The organism is Mucilaginibacter sp. UR6-11 (assembly GCF_020880695.1).
Taxonomy (GTDB): domain Bacteria; phylum Bacteroidota; class Bacteroidia; order Sphingobacteriales; family Sphingobacteriaceae; genus Mucilaginibacter.
Window position 1 is genome coordinate 78,037 of the sequence record NZ_JAJIWO010000006.1, and the last position, 18,210, is coordinate 96,246.

14 protein-coding genes are annotated in these 18,210 nt (G+C 41.7%); 3 read left to right on the forward strand and 11 right to left on the reverse strand.

Annotated features, from left to right (window positions below):
- Window positions 1-121: 121 nt before the first annotated feature.
- Together LJ658_RS14595 and LJ658_RS14600 are read left to right on the forward strand one after the other, a co-directional pair.
- A complete protein-coding gene (locus tag LJ658_RS14595) occupies window positions 122-3,151 on the forward strand; it encodes a glycosyl hydrolase (RefSeq protein ID WP_230547260.1) in 3,030 nt (1,009 codons plus the stop codon).
- 14 nt (window positions 3,152-3,165) lie between these two features.
- The gene (locus tag LJ658_RS14600) at window positions 3,166-4,611 is read left to right on the forward strand and encodes an arabinose isomerase (RefSeq protein WP_230547261.1); all 1,446 of its coding nucleotides are present in this window, start codon (window positions 3,166-3,168) and stop codon (window positions 4,609-4,611) included.
- 6 nt (window positions 4,612-4,617) lie between these two features.
- On the opposite strand, the gene LJ658_RS14605 is transcribed toward LJ658_RS14600, so the two are convergent.
- On the reverse strand, window positions 4,618-4,758 hold the full coding sequence (locus LJ658_RS14605; RefSeq protein WP_230547262.1) for a hypothetical protein: 141 nt from the start codon (window positions 4,756-4,758) through the stop codon (window positions 4,618-4,620).
- Between the two features lie 6 nt (window positions 4,759-4,764).
- Between LJ658_RS14605 and LJ658_RS14610 the strand changes: the two genes are divergently transcribed.
- A complete protein-coding gene (locus LJ658_RS14610; RefSeq protein WP_230547263.1) occupies window positions 4,765-5,142 on the forward strand; it encodes a LiaF domain-containing protein in 378 nt (125 codons plus the stop codon).
- A gap of 107 nt (window positions 5,143-5,249) precedes the next feature.
- Here the strand turns inward: LJ658_RS14610 and LJ658_RS14615 are convergent, their stop codons facing one another.
- The 10 genes from LJ658_RS14615 to LJ658_RS14660 all read right to left on the reverse strand — a co-directional run bounded on the left by LJ658_RS14615 (window position 5,250) and on the right by LJ658_RS14660 (window position 17,864).
- The gene (locus LJ658_RS14615) at window positions 5,250-6,437 is read right to left on the reverse strand and encodes a sorbosone dehydrogenase family protein (protein WP_230547264.1); all 1,188 of its coding nucleotides are present in this window, start codon (window positions 6,435-6,437) and stop codon (window positions 5,250-5,252) included.
- Window positions 6,438-6,593: 156 nt separating this feature from the next.
- A complete protein-coding gene (locus LJ658_RS14620; protein WP_230547265.1) occupies window positions 6,594-7,388 on the reverse strand; it encodes a WecB/TagA/CpsF family glycosyltransferase in 795 nt (264 codons plus the stop codon).
- 169 nt (window positions 7,389-7,557) lie between these two features.
- Window positions 7,558-8,304: a ChbG/HpnK family deacetylase gene (locus LJ658_RS14625; protein ID WP_230547266.1), complete on the reverse strand. Its 747-nt coding sequence runs from the start codon at window positions 8,302-8,304 to the stop codon at window positions 7,558-7,560.
- 65 nt (window positions 8,305-8,369) lie between these two features.
- Entirely contained in the window at window positions 8,370-9,989 is a 1,620-nt protein-coding gene (locus LJ658_RS14630; protein WP_230547267.1) for a right-handed parallel beta-helix repeat-containing protein, read from the reverse strand.
- Between the two features lie 80 nt (window positions 9,990-10,069).
- Entirely contained in the window at window positions 10,070-11,239 is a 1,170-nt protein-coding gene (locus LJ658_RS14635) for a glycosyltransferase family 4 protein (protein WP_230547268.1), read from the reverse strand.
- 1 nt (window position 11,240) lies between these two features.
- Window positions 11,241-12,107 carry a glycosyltransferase gene (locus LJ658_RS14640; RefSeq protein ID WP_230547269.1) on the reverse strand — a complete coding sequence of 289 codons (867 nt, stop codon included), beginning with the start codon at window positions 12,105-12,107 and terminating at the stop codon, window positions 11,241-11,243.
- A gap of 9 nt (window positions 12,108-12,116) precedes the next feature.
- On the reverse strand, window positions 12,117-13,358 hold the full coding sequence (locus LJ658_RS14645) for a glycosyltransferase family 4 protein (protein ID WP_230547270.1): 1,242 nt from the start codon (window positions 13,356-13,358) through the stop codon (window positions 12,117-12,119).
- A 12-nt stretch (window positions 13,359-13,370) separates the two neighbouring features.
- Window positions 13,371-14,651, reverse strand: a complete 1,281-nt coding sequence (locus tag LJ658_RS14650; protein ID WP_230547271.1) for a hypothetical protein — start codon at window positions 14,649-14,651, stop codon at window positions 13,371-13,373.
- 46 nt (window positions 14,652-14,697) lie between these two features.
- Window positions 14,698-17,025 carry a tyrosine-protein kinase family protein gene (locus LJ658_RS14655; RefSeq protein WP_230547272.1) on the reverse strand — a complete coding sequence of 776 codons (2,328 nt, stop codon included), beginning with the start codon at window positions 17,023-17,025 and terminating at the stop codon, window positions 14,698-14,700.
- Window positions 17,026-17,027: 2 nt separating this feature from the next.
- Complete coding sequence (locus LJ658_RS14660) at window positions 17,028-17,864, reverse strand: polysaccharide biosynthesis/export family protein (RefSeq protein WP_230547273.1); 837 nt, start codon at window positions 17,862-17,864, stop codon at window positions 17,028-17,030.
- Between the last annotated feature and the right edge of the window lie 346 nt (window positions 17,865-18,210).

Sequence of the window (18,210 nt, forward strand, 5' to 3'; positions counted from 1 at the left end):
AACTATAATAGTAGACTTGATTATGATTATAATGTTACAGGGGTGATCAATTATTAATTAACATGCTATATTAGCCTTACCAAAAAGCTTTGCGTGGCATTTTTTAACGACCCAAACCACTATGAATAAAAATTTATTTTTAACCGTCGCCTTAATTGTTAATTGTATTTTTTGCTATGGTCAGCAAATCACTAATCCCACAACTGCCACATTAAAAGCCGGATTTTTAAACCCGCCGAATACCGCAAAGCCCGGCGTTTACTGGTATTTTATGGACGGCAACATGAACAGGCAATCCATAACCGCAGATTTGGAAGCGATGAAAAAAGCTGGCATAGGTAACCTGGTTTTCCTGGAGGTAAATGTCGGCGTCCCCCGTGGGCCGGTTGACTTTTTAAGCCCGCAATGGCTGGATCTTTTTAAACACGCCGTACGTGAAAGCGAACGTTTGGGCATAGAAATAACCCTGGGTATTGGCCCGGGTTGGACAGGAAGTGGCGGCCCATGGGTAAAACCAGCGCAGTCTATGCAGCACCTGGTATCAAGCTCAATCAGTATTAAAGACGGACAAAAAGGCAAGATCACATTACCCGTTCCGGCACCTAAAAGCCCCTACTTTGGTGAAGGTGCGTTTACACCCGTGTTAAAAAAACAATGGAATAATTTTTATGAGGATGTAGCCGTATTGGCCTATCCAACACCTTTAGCAGCCAGAAAAATTATAGATATTGATGAAAAAGCGTTGTATTACCGGGCTCCCTATTCATCTGCGGCGGGGGTTAAACAATACCTGCCTTCGGTTGCTGATTATCCGGTTAATGATAAACAATCCGTTATCGACAAGAGCAAGATCATTGATCTTACCCGATACCTGCAGCCCGATGGAACCTTAAATTGGGCGCCGCCACCCGGTAACTGGATAATAATGCGGTTTGGGCGCAGAAACAATGGCGCCGTAACCCGGCCGGCACCTGTACCCGGATTGGGCTTTGAAGCGGACAAGTTTGACACTGTGGCGCTGGCTGCCCACCTGGATAATTACGTTGGTAAGTTGTTACACAAAGCAGGTACGACCAACAATAAGTCAGCTGGTGGTTTAAAGCGCCTGCATATGGATAGCTGGGAAATGGGGTCGCAAAACTGGACCTCGAATTTCCGCGCAGCGTTTATTAGCCGGCGCGGTTATGACCCGCTGCCTTATTACCCGGTTTATGCGGGCCAGATAGTTGAAAGCACAGAAATAAGCGAGCGTTTCCTCTGGGACCTGCGCCAAACATCGCAGGAGCTGATATTGGAATATCACGCGGATGCGGTAAAAAAATATGCGCATAAAAACGGAATGGGCTTATCGATAGAGCCCTATGATATGAACCCAACTGCCGATTTGGAGCTGGGCGCGGTTGCCGATGTGCCGATGAGTGAATTTTGGAGTAAAGGATTTGGATTTAATTCGTCATTCAGCGTCGTTGAGGCCACTTCAATTGCACATGTAAACGGCAGATCACTTACCCCTGCCGAAGCATTTACGGCCCAAAACGATGAAGGCTGGAAACAATATCCCGGATCAATGAAGAATCAGGGCGACTGGGCATTTGCCGCAGGCGTTAACAGGTTTGTTTATCACACTTTTCAAAACCAGTTTTTGCCGGATTCTTTGCGGCCGGGAGCCACAATGGGCCCCTATGGCGTTCACTGGGATCGTAATCAAACCTGGTGGCCAATGGTGGGTAGTTATCATCAATACATCACCCGCTGCAGCTACATTTTGCAACAAGGTAATACCGTCGCTGATGTTTTATATCTAAATCCTGAAGGATCGCCGCACGTGTTTCGCCCACCGTTTTCTGCCCTGGTTGGCAATGACACAATTCCCGACAGAAAAGGCTATAATTTTGACGGATGCCCGCCGGGTTTGTTATACAAAGCCCGTGTTAGTAACGGCAATATTGTTTTCCCCGGCGGCGCGAGCTATCACCTGCTGGTGCTACCCGTTGTTAAAACCATGACACCCGCGTTAATGGCAAAAATAGCCCAACTGGTAAAAGCCGGCGCAACCGTTGTTGGTTCTGCTCCTGTAAAGTCACCGGGGCTTTCTAATTATCCGGCCTGCGATACTGAATTAGCTACCCTGGTTAAAGAGGTTTGGGGTGATGATCCCTATGCTTTCAAACAATCTACCCACGTTTACGGAAAAGGCAAAGTGATCTGGGGCGGAGCGCTTGAAACAGGCCTGGATAACCTTTATCCTAAATATGCCCTTACCGCAAACATTTTAAAGGAGATGGGCATAGGCCAGGATTTTGAATCGGACGGACCGGTTCGTTATACCCATCGCGCAGCTAAAAACTGGGATGTTTACTTTATAGCCAACAAAACCGGGCAGTCGGTCAGCACCGATGTTTCATTCCGCGTCAATAAAGGCACGCCTCAATTATGGGACCCCTTAACCGGGCAAATACGCGCCTTAAACGAATTTAAAAAACAGGGAGCTTATACTACCCTGCCGGTACAATTAGCTGCCTATCAAAGTTATTTTGTGATATTTGACAAGGGTGCAGCCACGACAGGCACGTCGGTAAAAAACAAAAATTTTTCTCAACCGATTAAAATAGCCGACTTAAGCGGCCACTGGGAAGTTTCCTTTGATCCGAAATGGGGCGGCCCCAAAAATATTGTTTTTAACGAATTGTCAGATTGGACCCTAAGGCCGGAGGATGGCATTAAATATTATTCAGGCGCGGCTACCTATTCAAAAACTTTCGACCTGCCTCATAAAGCTATCGGCCAGGGAGATAAACTATTTCTTGATTTAGGCGAGGTCAAAAATCTGGCGCGGGTAAAACTAAATGGTAAAGATCTGGGTGTAGTATGGACGGCGCCCTGGCGGGTCGAACTCCCCCCGGCTGTGTTAAAAAAACAAAATAAATTAGAAATTGAAGTGATCAATCTTTGGCCGAACCGCCTTATAGGCGACGCTAAATTACCGGACGACGGCGTTGTTAATGACAGGTGGCCAGAGTGGCTGACCAAAGGTTTACCAAGACCCGGCAAACGCTATACGTTTGCGTCGCATCAGTTTTATAATCAAAATTCGCCTTTGTATCAATCGGGGTTACTGGGGCCTGTTACTATTCAAAAAAATCATCAATAACATATACAGCATACATGATAACGGCAAGAAACACTAATACACCTGTTAAAATCGGTCTTTTCGGCATTGGCCTGGATACCTATTGGGAACAATTTGAAGGACTGGAGAACCGGTTGCGCGGCTATATCGACACAGTAAGTAAAAAAATAAGTAATTGCGGGGCCGAAGTTGTCAACCTGGGATTAATTGATAACGCCCAAAAAGCTTTTGAAGCCGGGAGCCGGTTTAAACGTGAAGATGTTGAGCTGATATTTTTATATGTGACCACCTACGCCTTGTCGTCGACGGTTTTACCGGTGGTAAAAAAAGCTAAGGTGCCGGTTATCGTGCTCAACCTTGCCCCCGGAGCGGCAATTGACTATACGACCTTTAATCAATCAGGCAACCGCACTGCCATGACGGGCGAATGGCTTGCCTATTGCTCGGCCTGTCCTGTGCCCGAGATCGCCAACGTTTTTAAGCGCTCCCATATTCCCTTCCACCAGATCACCGGGATGCTGGATAATGACCCACAGGTTTGGCAGGAGGTTGAAGAATGGGTAGCGGCCGCAAAAGTTGCTGATACCATGTATAACAACACGCTGGGTGTAATGGGTAACTATTATGGTGGGATGTTAGATATCTATTCAGACCTGACTTTACAATGCGCCACATTTGGCGGCCATATTGAAATAATTGAAGTAGACGAGCTTTCCGGCATCCGCGGCGAAGTGTCAGCAGTTGAAGTAAATACCAAACTGGCGGCTATCAAACAATTATTTGACGTTCAGCCTGATTGCGCTGACGATGAACTTGAACGAGCAGCTAAAACTGCGGTAGCTTTAGATAAATTAGTTGTTAAATATAATCTGGGTTCATTAGCTTATTACCATAAAGGAAGCGGTAATGCTGTTAATGAGGATACCATGAGCTCAGTAATATTGGGCACTTCGCTGCTTACCGCGCATCATGTGCCGGTAGCCGGCGAATATGAAATTAAAAACGCACAGGCTATGAAGATCATGGACAGTTTTGGGGCCGGCGGATCATTTACAGAATATTACGCAATGGATTTTAATGCTGATGTGGTACTTATGGGTCATGACGGGCCCTGCCATCCGGCAATAGCTGAAGGAAAGATTAAAGTAAAGCCACTACAGGTTTACCATGGTAAGGTTGGCAGCGGTTTATCTGTCGAGATGTCGGTAAAACACGGGCCGGTAACCTTGCTATCGGTTGTTGAGACTGTTGACAATAAAATAATGTTGCTGATGGCTGAAGCCAAATCAGTTCCGGGCCCGATACTGGAGATTGGAAATACCAACAGCCGGTATAAATTCCCTATCGGGGCACGCGGGTTTGTTGAAGCCTGGAACTCGCACGGGCCCGCGCATCATTGCGCGATAGGCAATGGGCATATCGCATCAAAAATCCAAAAGCTGGGCAGTTTACTGGGGTTAGAATGTATCCGGGTATGTTAATCCGGGTTATGATGCCCTGATATTCAATGATGCTATCAGTTGAAACTTCACCGACTTAATACAGGTATTTACCGACAAGTTATTATATTCGGCGGGGTTTGTCTTTTCCTGTTTGATGGCGTTATTTAGTTTTAGATAATAAAACATTAAGCAATGGAAATTTTATCAGGAAACATCAGCAGTAACACCGAAAATTTTATTGATTTGTCAACCATTTTCGGTTCACTGAAAAGAACTGTCCTTTCAAAAGACTTTAAAGGCGGACAAGTTAAAAACGTGTTTGGAAGTATGCATCTGGATTTTACTTATGCAGATATCAATGGCATCGTTACGCTTGATATTTCGCAGGCGTTTGGCGAGTTAATGATAGCGGTTCCTTCTGACTGGCGCGTGGAGTCAGATCTGTCTCATTTTTGCTCGTTAGTTGAAGAACACCGTAGTTATGAAAGCCGCGGATACAATTCAAAAAAAGTATTATTGCTTAAAGGCTTGTCACTATTTGCAGTAGTGGATGTGGTCAGCCTGATCTAAGTAATGAACCGGCTTAAAATCGCTATATCTTTAGCCGGCCTGACACTTTGTACCGGTGCTTTTGCACAATCCTATAATCGGCCGCGGCGGGCTGGATAAATATAAACTTATTGCGCTGGGACGAGTTTATATATTTTCCCGTCAGTATAGTTTAGTATATATAAATTGCTGTTATTATCCTCTCCGAAAGAGGATAGTGTATTGGCGCTCACTTTACCGATCAGGTCGTTACTCACTGCTTTCTTATCTGCGTTGGTCAGCGCCCAGATATTGCCCGACACATAATCGCCATAAATATACCTGCCGGCTAAGCCCGGTAAGTTCTTGTCGCGGCAAACATAGCCACCGGTAACACTGGCACCTGGCGAACCATGCATATAACTCCATATAGGCGATTGCAATCCTGTTTTGTCACAGGTGACTGAATTATAACATTCATCACCTTCCATAATGTTCCAACCGTAATTGCCGCCCTTTTCAATAATATCAATCTCTTCAATTTTATCCTGGCCCACATCGCCCGCCCACAGCAAGCCGGTTGTATGGTCAAAACTAAACCGCCAGGGATTACGCATGCCATATGCATATATTTCTTCACGGAAACCATCCGCATTTCCTTTAAACGGATTATCCGCAGGTATGGCATATTTTGTATTTGAGCCAACATTGTTTACGTCTATTCGCAAAATTTTGCCCAATAGTTGTTTTTTATTTTGCCCGTTTTTAGATGGATCGCCTGCACTCCCGCCATCGCCCGCCGCTATGTAAAGATACTTGTCGTTACCAAACGCCAGTTTACCGCCTTTGTGATTTTCGTAGGGTTGTGTATAGGTAAGCAAGATTTCTTCACTGTTAGGATCGGCTATATCAGGGTCGGTTGCGCTCACCTTATAACGCGCTATAACAGTTTCCAAGCCCGGGTTTTTGCGATTATAATTCACATAGAAATAACCATTGTTCTTATAATCCGGCTTAAAAGCTAATCCCAATAAACCCATCTCACCCCCACTGTTTATCTTACCAGATATATCCAGGAAAATGGTTTTGGTGCTTACGCCAGCTGTATTTGAAAATAGCTGTATCTGTCCTTTTTGTGAAACGACAAATATCCTGTTACTGCCGTCATCAGGGCTTGTTAATTCAACCGGGTTTACAATTGCCGGAAGATTTATAAACGCCGGCTTGATAGTGTAAGTTCCTAATGCTACAGGTATGGTATCGGGTTTAACAGTATTGTTAGACTTACAGCTAAACAATACTAAACCGACCATGGCGCATATACTTAAATATTTCATATCGGATAATCTATAGTACTTATTAAGCAACATCTGCGTATGCGCTTTGTTTTATAAGTATTTATCAGATAGCATTATATCCCTATGGCAGGAAAAAAAGGAAACAAAATACGCCTTAAGAAATCTTAAAGCGTTAATCATTATATATCGTAATTATCAGGCGATGATATGTCGTTGATCAACGCTGTTTTTAACAAACGGGTGTGTTATTTTAGCTTTAAACAACTCATAAACAAAAGCGGGCCCGTAGTATAAATATCTTTTTGCCATGCGTTTTGGCTCTTTTACTAACCTTACCGCCCATTCAAGCCCAAGGTTAATCCAAAATTCGGAAGGACGTGTTATTGTTTCGGCATAAAAATCAAAAACAGCGCCTATGGGGCAAATAATGGTTGCGTCCAGCTTATTCTTGTATTTGAATGCCCATTTCTCCTGTTTTGGCGCAGTCATCCCAATAAACAAAACATCAGGATTAAACTGATTTACCGCGGCAATCATTTCTGCATCTTCTGCAGCGTTAAACTCAGCCTTGTATGCCGGCGAAAATGTTGCCACCTTAACCTGTGGATATTCTTTAGCCATGCGCTTTCTAATGGCGGCTAACGTTATTTCCGTTGCACCCAGATAAAAACAGCTTCCACCTTCCAGGTTTAGTTTTTGAAGTAAATGTTGATGTATGTCTGCGCCAGCTATTTTTTTTACAGTTTCGCCGTTAAGCATTTTTGCAGCGGCCACTATGCCGATACCGTCCGGCAACAAGATATCAGACCCTATCAGGGCTTTTTTAAAATCTTCATCCTTTTCAGCTACCATGTATGAGTACTGGTTAACTGTGCTGATGAGGCACTTGGTATCAAATTTTAACTGACTAAGGCTGCTGTTAAAAATAGAATAGTCTAACACTTCCACCGTAGAATGATTAAAAATATCTGTTAAAGCAAAAGGGGTCATTGTGCAGGTTATTATTGCTGAACTATAACAGGCAAATACCACACCCAATTATTAAAAGCAGCCAGCTATACTTAAAATGAAGATTTTAAAATTTATTTTACGCCAAACAGCGCTTTTTGGGGAATTTCAGGGAAAAAAGATTACTCAAAGTGTGGAATTGCTTGCCGTATTATCCGGCAATTTTAACTGTTTCGCCCAGGTAGGAAATCCAGTTGTTAATTGCGGTTGTATCAACGTGATCAAACAGTTTGCCCTGCCCATCAAAATCCGGATGAACCATTATCTCAACTGCCTTGTCAATTTGGCTGGTGCCTTTATTATTCAAAAATTCGTCAACGGTTTCAAACAACGCTGTATAGTTTATACCGGCGGCCTTAATTTCACGGTTAATATATTTTCTGTAGTAAAACTTGAGATAACTGTTTTCGTTATAGGTTTGCGCCAGGCGTAATTTTAACTTTCGCTGCCGGGCTACCTCTATAAAAAGCTTATAAAAAGCGGGCAGCGTATGCAGGTGCAGATGAGAGTCGAGATGAACAATGTCGAGAGCTGACGATATAGCCCGGTCTATTTGCGCATTGATCTCTTTTAGAAATAACGCTTTACCGTCGTGATTTAAAAACTGAATTAATTTTCCCGTTTTACCCGGGTCCCAATAACCGTCATCGTCCAGAAACTGAGATTTACTGAAATCTGTTAACGGTCTGCCTTCGGAAAAGTTAACATGTACACCAATGTTTTTTATAACGGGGTTGTTATGAATCAGATCGATGGCTTCGTCAAAACCATCCATATTGGTCAATAACGATGTGCTGTTGATATACCCTTGTTCATAGCAATATAAAATAGCCTGGTTCACCGAGGTCTTTAAGCCGATATCGTCTGCGTTTACAATAATTTGAGAAGGTATCCCCATGCCGGTTAACAATGAAAATTACACTGATGTAAGCGTTATTCTTATCACCGGCAAATTAACATTATTTAATCGAAGTTATTGCCCGATCTGGCTTTTATAGTGAAGTCGTTAAAGTTAACCGTTCCGCCGTAAACCAGGTTGTTGGTTACGGTTAAATTATACGCCGGATCAGTATTACCGGTTATGGCAACTACAGGTAATTTAGCCCCTTTGATATTGTTGCAATAGAAATAATTTCCATTGACAACAACATTGTCTGTGCCTATCTCAAAACCGTATTCCAGGCCGGGCCCGCCGGTTGCCGTACCCGCATAAGATATACTGTTATTATTTAAGTTGATGTGCTGACCGTCAGAATGACTAAAGCTGTTATGCGATTCAAAGCCTTTTCTTATTTGTTGGTTAGGTACCGTAAATGATATTTTGTTATCAGCAATGTTCATAACGTAGGTTGGTGACGAAGTATCCACATTGATGCCGATAACTGCGGGATTAGTCATGGTATTACCGGTTATGTCTGCATAAGGGTTATAATTACCGTAAATGACAATACTGCTGGTACAACCGGTTATAATGTTACCGGTTATCTTCATTTTATTGATGGTATATAACGATTGTTTGATTGCATTATCAGCGGTAAAATTTCCGATGATCCCGATAGCTTTAAACTGACTGTCGTTAATCACATTGCTGTCTATCGTATTGTCCCCGCCGGATTCTATATAATATCCAATCGCATCACTGATAATGTTGTGTACAACCCTGCTGTTAATACCTACAGCTGATATACCGATACTATTTCCTTGTGAAGGGTCTTTACCTACCCCTGTTATCGTGTTATTGCTGATTAGCGTTCCGTCTACTTTTCCCCAGTCTTCAATTCCCATTAAACCGGAGTTTTCAACCACATTATTGATTACTACGTTTTTCGAGCAATAGGTATCAGAATTACCATGGGCACTTAATCCATCGCCCGGCGCATGGCTTATGTAATTTCCATCTGCCAGGGTTGTGTTAGCGCCATTTTCAGCGTACTCAATGCCAACAGATTGCATTTTATTGCTTTTAATAATATTATTTGAGGATAAACTGCCACTTACCCAAACAGCCGCCAACCCGGATACGGCATAGGGCAAATTGAAATCAAAATTATTATAGCTAACGGTATTGTTACGGCTATTAAAGATGAGTATACAGGTATTAGACCAGTCGCCTAATTTAAATGGCTGGGTTGATTTCTGGAATTTGATGTTGGTGATGAGGCTATTATCAGCATTTTCAATATTAAAATACATACCCCGGCTTAATAATGTGCCTTTTAAACTATTGCCGGCTTTAATCACCGCCCCACCCGCTCCGTATATTTTTATACCGCTGCGCATGCTTAGCGTATTATTAATGATGTAAGTCCCGGCAGGTAAAACTAAAACCGTTTCTGAATTTATAGCAGCTTGTAAAGCATTCGTATCGTCGTGGGTGCCGTCGCCGGCTGCGCTGTATTTTTTTACGCTTACCGCGTTTGCCGGTGCAAGTGTATCCAGCAAAGGTCCAACTGTAGCCGTCTTGCCAGCTGTTTGAAGTGCATTCACTTGTTGGGCCTGCCGTGGAACGGTAACCAAAGCATCCTTTTTACAGGAACAAAACAGCAGTAAACAAGCAAGAAGCACAAGCCGGTGACTTTTCATTTAAATCAATTGTGGGTACAGTCATTATACGGCTATGAGGTATATTTAAGTTACACAATAATTAAATAATATAAAAGAAATTATTTATTCCAACCCGCGGTATTATAGCCCCCGTACCATAAACTCATGAAAAGCTTACCTGTAAAAGTGACCCTTTTAGGTTTTAACGCCGCCATTTCGTTTAAAATAGTCAGTAAAGCATTGCCCATGTTTTTATAGTCCATAGTATTGATTAACTGTAATGACCTGTCGGACATTGCTTTTTTTGATGCCTCATCCAGCATGATAAATTTTAAGATCTTCCCGGCTATTTCGTTAACATCATACGGATCAAAAACAAAACCGTTGCCGCCCTCCTGCAAAAGTGCATTGGCAGCGTTAATTTTTTTACTAAGCAGCACCGGCAATGCCGCCGCCATAGCCTCATTGACCACCAGCCCCCAGCTTTCGGCAAAACTTGCCAAAATAAAAGCGTCGGCATTGAACAGATAAGCCGGTATATCTTTATTGGCAACTACGCCTAAAAATTCAACCCGCTTTAGCTGAAGATCTGCCTGTAATTGCATTAGGCTGTCTTGTTCAGGGCCCGAACCCACGATCTGTAATTTATAGGTATCGTTCTGCTGTTCAACATGCTGCCATGCCCTTAACAGGTTGTCTATATTTTTTATTGCAACCAACCTGGCAACACATATAATTACGTTATGGTTAAATTCTTTTTTACGGTTGGTTTTAAACAGCTCATTGTCGATGGTATTATACCCGTGAAAGAACCACGGCTTCTCAAACACACCGGTATACTCCGCATCGTAATCAGCAGACGGGAGCCACAAAGCGTCAGCCAGGCCGATAATCGTATCTTTTATATATTGTACAAATGGGTTTCGTTTAATGTCTGATGGCTTGCCGTCATCAAACATGATAAAATGTTTATGATGTTTTCTGCACCAGTTTACCCCTAAGGCACCTGAGAAAAACACGATCGACCCGCCTATGATAACATCGGGGTTTATCTCATCCAGTTTGGCAAATAATTTATTTTTTATTTCGGCTTTTGTCAGTTCATTATAACTATGACCGGGGAATAAGCAATTATCGGTATCAAGCGGATCAAATGCATAAGGCGATCCTTGTCCAAAAAGCTCAATAGCATATAAGGTAATATGATGATCTGCCAAAAATTGACGCAGATATTTTATACGCCCCTTCCAGTAAACACGCAAATCATTATGTACTATTACTACCTTCATTTTAGTCTTTTTTATACTTGTCATAAATTACCGGCAGTAGGGTTTTTAGCCACAATTTTAAAACGGCCGCCGGATAATTTAACGGGAAAAATTTCCTGATATAGCGTAAATAGCTTCTGGATTCGATACCCTTTGGGCTGCGCATATAAGCAATGCGCTTTTTTAGCGAATGCGCCGATGACAACCAGGGTTTGCCATGATCATAATCGCATGAACCATAATAACCGGGTGCAACCCAAACTTTAGCACCGTGTTTTTTTGCATTTAAAGTATAATCAAAATCGGCAAAGCTGTGGATGTACCGGTCTGACAATATCCCGATTTTATTGACAGTGCCCTGATCAATCAGCATGATATTGGCATTGCCAAGATCACACTCTTTTAAATCGTTAGCATCCGGTTCGATCATTACCGCATCACCATTATAGCTATTCAGCAATTTGCGGCCGCCATAAGTGATCCGGGTAAGGTCCGGGTTCTGGACGGTACCCACGAGCACATTTTCTTTTTCTGCTGATTTAGGGTAGGCTGCCAGGAGTTTCTCAATCGCGTTATCAAACAGCTTAACATCATCATTTAATAAAATATAAAAGTCATAATCAGCTGTTTCTCTTACCTGCTGCCAAAGCCTACGCATACCACCGGCCCAAAACAATGAACCTGAACCTGTTATTAAATTTACCGACGGAAAATGCTCACGGATATAATTTGCTGTTCCATCGGGCGACTGATCATCAAGCATATAAATATCAAGCTGATACCCTTGAGGTACGTATTGATTGGTCAGACTTTTTAAAAAAGCTTTGGTTTTTTCTAACCGGTTGTATGAGCAGGCCATTGCCGCTATTTTTAATACTCTGGCGTCCACTTTAATTATTTAATATTGATCAGCTGACACATCTTCGTAAATAGCCAGCAGCTCCCGCGTTATGGTTTCGATGTTATGCCTTAATAAACCACGTATGCGGGCTTTCTTACCCATGGCAATGGCTAACTCTTTATTCTCATTTAATTCAATTATAGCGCCCGTCATCGAGTATGGGTCGCCATCCTGGATCAGTAAACCGTCATGGCCATCGGTAATCAGGCTGCCGGTACCGCCCGCATAAGTCGCAATACAAGGCATACCCAGTAATAATGCTTCGCATAAACTATTTGGGCTATTTTCAATATGCGATGTTGCCACATAGATATTGGCTTTCAACAAGGCGTCAACCAGCGACTGTTCATCCAGTTTGCCCATAAATATAATATTGTCCGACAACGGCTTACCTGTACTTTTTGAAGCTATTTTTACAATCTCATCCGTTTTGCTTATACCGGCCACCCCCCACTTAAAGTTTATATGATGAAGGTCAAGTAAATGGGCAGAGAAAATTATTGTTTCTATGCCTTTATAAATATCCGGCCCGTTAATAGTCATTAAGGTTAATTGCGCCGACGCTTGATATTGCCATTCGGATGTATAAAACAAATCGCGCAATATCTCGTCGTTATGAAAATAACGTGCCTGCGGCGCCAGTACTCGCGATACCCTTCGGTCCCACGCTGTGCGGCCTATTAAATTTTTGGTGTGCTTAAAAATATCCAGCTCCCTGTTACGGGCCTTGCTAAAGAGAAAATAGGTATTAATTGCCGTGCGGAAAAACAATAGATTTTTAATTCTGGCCTTTCTTAAAACGTCTAAGAAAGTTATTTTAGAAAAATACTTGTACTTATAAACCGTTATGATCCCCTGTATAGAAACTACCGTTGGGATATTGGTAAATTTTTGAATTAAGCCAAAAGGAAACTCGGTGCCATGTACATGGATAACATCGGGTTTTATCCTGTCTATGATTTCAACAAATTTTTCAATGTCTTCTTTAGGTTCAAGGGTATTAAATACGCGACGGCCTATTTTTGAAACGTCGCCGTTAGTAAACCTTTTAACAGGATAATAGGTAGTTTGCCCTAATGTAAATGGCTCCACTTCGCGCTCATAATAAAAAGCGACTGACAAGTGTACTTTTGATTGAATGCTTTTCTCCAATGATTTTATCCAACCGCCGCCGGTAGGTTTATCATTTAAATAAGACTCGCTTAATGAAGGCGTAAAACAAAACCAGAGAACTTTCAATTTCTATTTATTTTATATAATCGTTTTATTCAAAAAGGAATGACGTTTTTGTCCTCCATTCTCCAGCTCCGGTTCGTCAAATTGGTGTTGGTCATCTTCTTCAATTTCTTCCGGCTGTGCATAATAATGTAAAAAAAACAGGGCAGTTGCTATGGGTAATACAAATATCGACTCGCCAAAGCCCAGGATGAGTATTAATATAACACAATAGAAGGCTTGTTCAAAATTTACGGTAAAAGTTCTAAAAAAAAGATATCCCCTGTATAACATAAACACCAGGCCTATAACCCCAAACTTAGCGCAAAACTCAAAGATCCCATTAGATATATTAATATTTTTTAAAATAGGCTGTGTTTCTGTAAAGATATTTGACACTCCAAAAATAAGCTGCGCCCCAAATAATTTATAAATCAAAAGCAGGCTGGCAAACCGGTTCAGCGCGAAGGACTCTCCTGTTTGCAGGTAATACCTACTTAGGTATTCAATATTTTGCAGGCTGTATAAATCATGTTTATAGGTCTGCACAATTTTATCGGCTAAAAAAGGAAGTTCAAAGACCATTATTAAAATCACCGGCACAGCCAATATCGTTAAGAAACTAAACTTTACTCCGCGCGCCCTGAAGAATAATATCATAACTACCAATAAACCTATAAACGAGGTAGTAGAAAGCGTAGTGATAATGGCAACTATAATCCATACGGCCCTTTTATCCATTACAAAGCTGTTGTACATTAAATGAAATACCAGGCCCAGGTTTAAAAAGAAGCCATAGGCACCGGGTTCCCAGGCAAAACCGCAATTTTGCAGCGTATGAGCCTTGGTATATACAAATACAATAAAATTGGTATAGTCATAATCGCGGTAAGGCGGCAGGCCAATTGAGGTACCGATATTGTATAGCGCATTGCCGGCCACCAGTTGCACCAAATAAAAGGGTATCGAAATAATGACCAGGTCAATAATCACCTTTGATAAGTAATATAGCGCGCGGTCTTTTAACAAAGCACAAAATAAAAAACTCGGCAGGATATATTTAAACAGATAAATTATATCGCTGACAAAATAGTTTAATGGCAGGTGAACCAGAAAAAGAGAACGAAAAGAACAATAGCCTATGTAGATGAGCGCAAATTTGCCAAAAAGCCGGATATCTCTTTTATTAAATCTATCGTATTCAATGCCTATCCAGATAAAAATAAATTCAATAATAAACCAGTCTATATTAAAGAACGAAACAAATGTACCGTTTGCCGATAGTAGTATAAAAAGGAATGTTGCAAAATAATACATACCTGGTTAATAGAATATTGGATATTGATTCAATGGGCGTTATTAATTATCCCCGGGTAACGAAGTAATCTTTATAGCCGTCTCTGACTTGTTCAACCCCATTAAAAACTATGCTCATATTAGGTAATTGCTGATCAGTATATAGTTTATTTATAAACGGAATTTGTGATTTCGACGTAAAGTCCTTCCTGATAACATACAAGGTAATATCACATAACCTCGATACTATATTTGCGTCCCCGATCACCTGTAAGGGCGAGGTATCGATCAATATATGGTCATAATGCAGGCGCAGCCAGTCCAGCAATATTTCGATCCTTTTGCGATCCAATAGCTCCGAAAAATTCGGAATGAATTGCCCGCTGGTGATCACATCAAGGTTGCGGTAGGTAACCGTATTTTGAATAACTTCTTCTTTTAATGACTCCCAGTTTAAATAGCTACTCATGCCCGGATGCGAGCCCGGTAAATTAAAGATTTCAGCCATTATAGGGCGGTATAAATTTAATTCAAGGATGATAGTTTTCTTTCCGGAAGTGGCTAATGCAACGCCCAGATTTGAGGCTACAAAACTTCTGCCCTCACCTGCTACGCTTGATGCAATTAAAGTAACCCGGCCATTGTTTTCATTATCATGCAGATAATGGAGTTGCGTACGTAAACTTCTGAATTGCTCAACCGACATAAAATTGATCTTGTCGTTCACAGCATCGGTAACAATGGGCGATTTTAATTTAACCTCTTCTAGTTCGGCCGAAATAGGTATTGGTAAGGTTTTTTCAATATTACGCCGGCTGGTTACCTGGTTCTTTATGGTTTCTCTTAAATAAATTAAACCGGCCGGTATAAGCAGGCCCAATATCAATGCGGCGATAAAAGGCAGCAAAGCCTTTGATTTTTTTAACGGAAGTACATAGGCCAGATCTACCAGGCGCGCATTTGTTAACGTGGCAGCATAGCTTAAAGCTGTCTCCTCACGTTTTTGAAGCAGGATATTATAAAGCGTTTCTTTACTGGCCTGCAAACGTTTTAAAGCCGCCAGTTCCCTGTCTTCGCCGGGGATGCTTTCAATAGACGATCTGAATTTTGTACCAAAACCCAGCAATTCGGCCCGTGTTACCTGTAATGATGATTTAATATTATTGATATTTTCTTTTATAGCTGCCCTGGTTGTTGCAATCTGCTGGTTGATCGGATCAAAAACGGGATTCTTTTCAGGGGTGGTTCCCAGCAGGCGGCTCCGCTCCCGTTGCTGATCGGTATAGCTTTGCACCAGGGCAACCAGGTTTTGATCGGCTATATTTATTGTTGAGGGTACGGCCCGGTCGGTGACGTTGGGTGCATTAATATAATTCTCAATATCATTAATAACTTTTAACTGAACATTGATATCGTTTAAACGCCCCTGGTTTGCCTGTGCGTCCTGTAAATACACCTGCGACTGCGCGTTAATATCAGTCAATCCGTGCGAACTCCGGTATTGTTCTACCTGTTTCTCCGCATAATTCAGCTCAACCGACAGCGAGTCAAGCCTTTGATCAATAAAATCAAGCGTACTTTTAGTCTTGCTGTTTTTTTCGGCTATTTCATTTTTATTATAGAGATTGATCAGATAGTTAATAAAATCCTGCCCCCGTTGTGGTATCTGATCCTTAACAGTGATATCCACTGCCGACGACTCCATTTTGTCTTTCAGCGCAACGTCCAGGCTACCCTGGTAATTATCGGTTACAACTTTGGGGTCGGTTAGGTTAATAATAATGGTTGAGCCGATATATTTTCTGAGGTTGGCTGTCGGCGTAAGTTGCCAGGTACCTGCTGATGTTGAGACGTCGCTTGAAAAACTGTATTCTGTGCCCTCTGTTTCCGGGTCGTCTGATGTTTTTAGCAAAAATTTATCAGCGTTCAGGATAACTATCGTGAGCCTTTGATTTAAATCACGGCTGCCCCTGATCAGGTTAAATAACACGGGCGAATTGTCTTTATAAAGATCCTCTTTTAAATGATTGGCCAAAACCTGGTAGGAAACCCATAATTGAAGATCTCTGACCACCGATTCAACCAGCCGTCTCGACTGTAATATCTCTACATCATTTTCGATTTTTTTTGGTGCGTTACCCATCCCCAGGTCCTGTAAAGATGATTTAATATCGCCGCTATTTTTGTCATCCTGCAAAAGCATGGTCGCTTTAATATCATATACCGGTTTAGTTACTACATGATACGCATAGGCGCCAATCATCATTATTATGGTAAATAATAAAAATACCGGCCAGTAATACACATATTTTACCAATATTTCACGCAGGTCAAAGTCGTCGTCTATTAATGGAGGACGCCTGTTAGCATGCGTGGTGGCTTTTTGTGCACACATATTTATTTACTGTTGTGATATAAAAAGTACGAAGTAACAACTACCCCTGCTGTTGTGATTACCGCCAATACGGTTGTTAACGTACGGTATCCCCTGTCAAGCGGCGCATATTTTATCCGGTCCGGCTCAACATAAATCACGTCATTATTCTGCAAGTAATAATAGGGCGATGAAAATATCTTTTTCGATGTCAGATCAACCGGCAAATATTCACGTTTACCATCATATTCGCGGATAAGTATTACGTTTTTACGCTTTGCAGTAATATTTAAATCTCCGGCAAGGCCCAACGCTTCCATAATGGTAATACGCTCGTTTTGGATAGTATATACATCCGGCCGTAAAACATCACCCATAACCGAAATTTTGAAATTTAATATCCTGATATTAACAATCGGCTGTTTAAGATATTGTTCCAATAACGGGTTCAGTTTCGCAGCCAGTCCGTCGGTCGTCATTCCGGTTACTTTCATTTTACCCAGGTAGGGTAAATCAATTTCGCCGGCGGGGCTAACCCTGTAGCCAAACACCGGGTTAGCGTTGGTGTTTTCGCTGCCGTTGGGTATATTGCTCTTGTTGGTACCGCCGCCATTATTATCGTTGTTGCCATTTATTCTCGTATTTGCTGATGAGAACTCATTAACGGGGCTCAAACTGTTTACATTAATACCAAGCAGATCACCGGGTTGTATTTTTAAAGGAGTGTAATTATCAATGCTTTCCTGCGATATTTTTGTATGGTCAAGATCCTGAAAATAAGGTATTGTTTTATAGCTTGAGCAAGACATACTGAATAATAATACGGCTAAAAAAAATACTTTACTGGCGTTGGATCTCATTATTTGCAATCTTTAAATAGTTGTTTCGAAATTAGTCATTACTTTGGTATCGCGGGGTTGGTAGTTATTAACAAGAGCTATTTAATTAACAATAATTTGACATACGGGTCAACCTAAACCAATTAGCGATAACATGACGCGTTAATGAACGTGGATGTAGTGCAACAGACGTTTTCCGTGATCAGCCACATGTATGCAATAATTATGCGCTGTTGGCTGTTAAGTATGATTTTTATGGAAAGTTGAAAGCAGCGGGCCGGTTTTCACAGCTAAATCAGTCAACATAAAAACAAATTTTAATACCCGAATTAAATCGTGCAGTTAGGGCCCGTTGCGCATTTTGCCT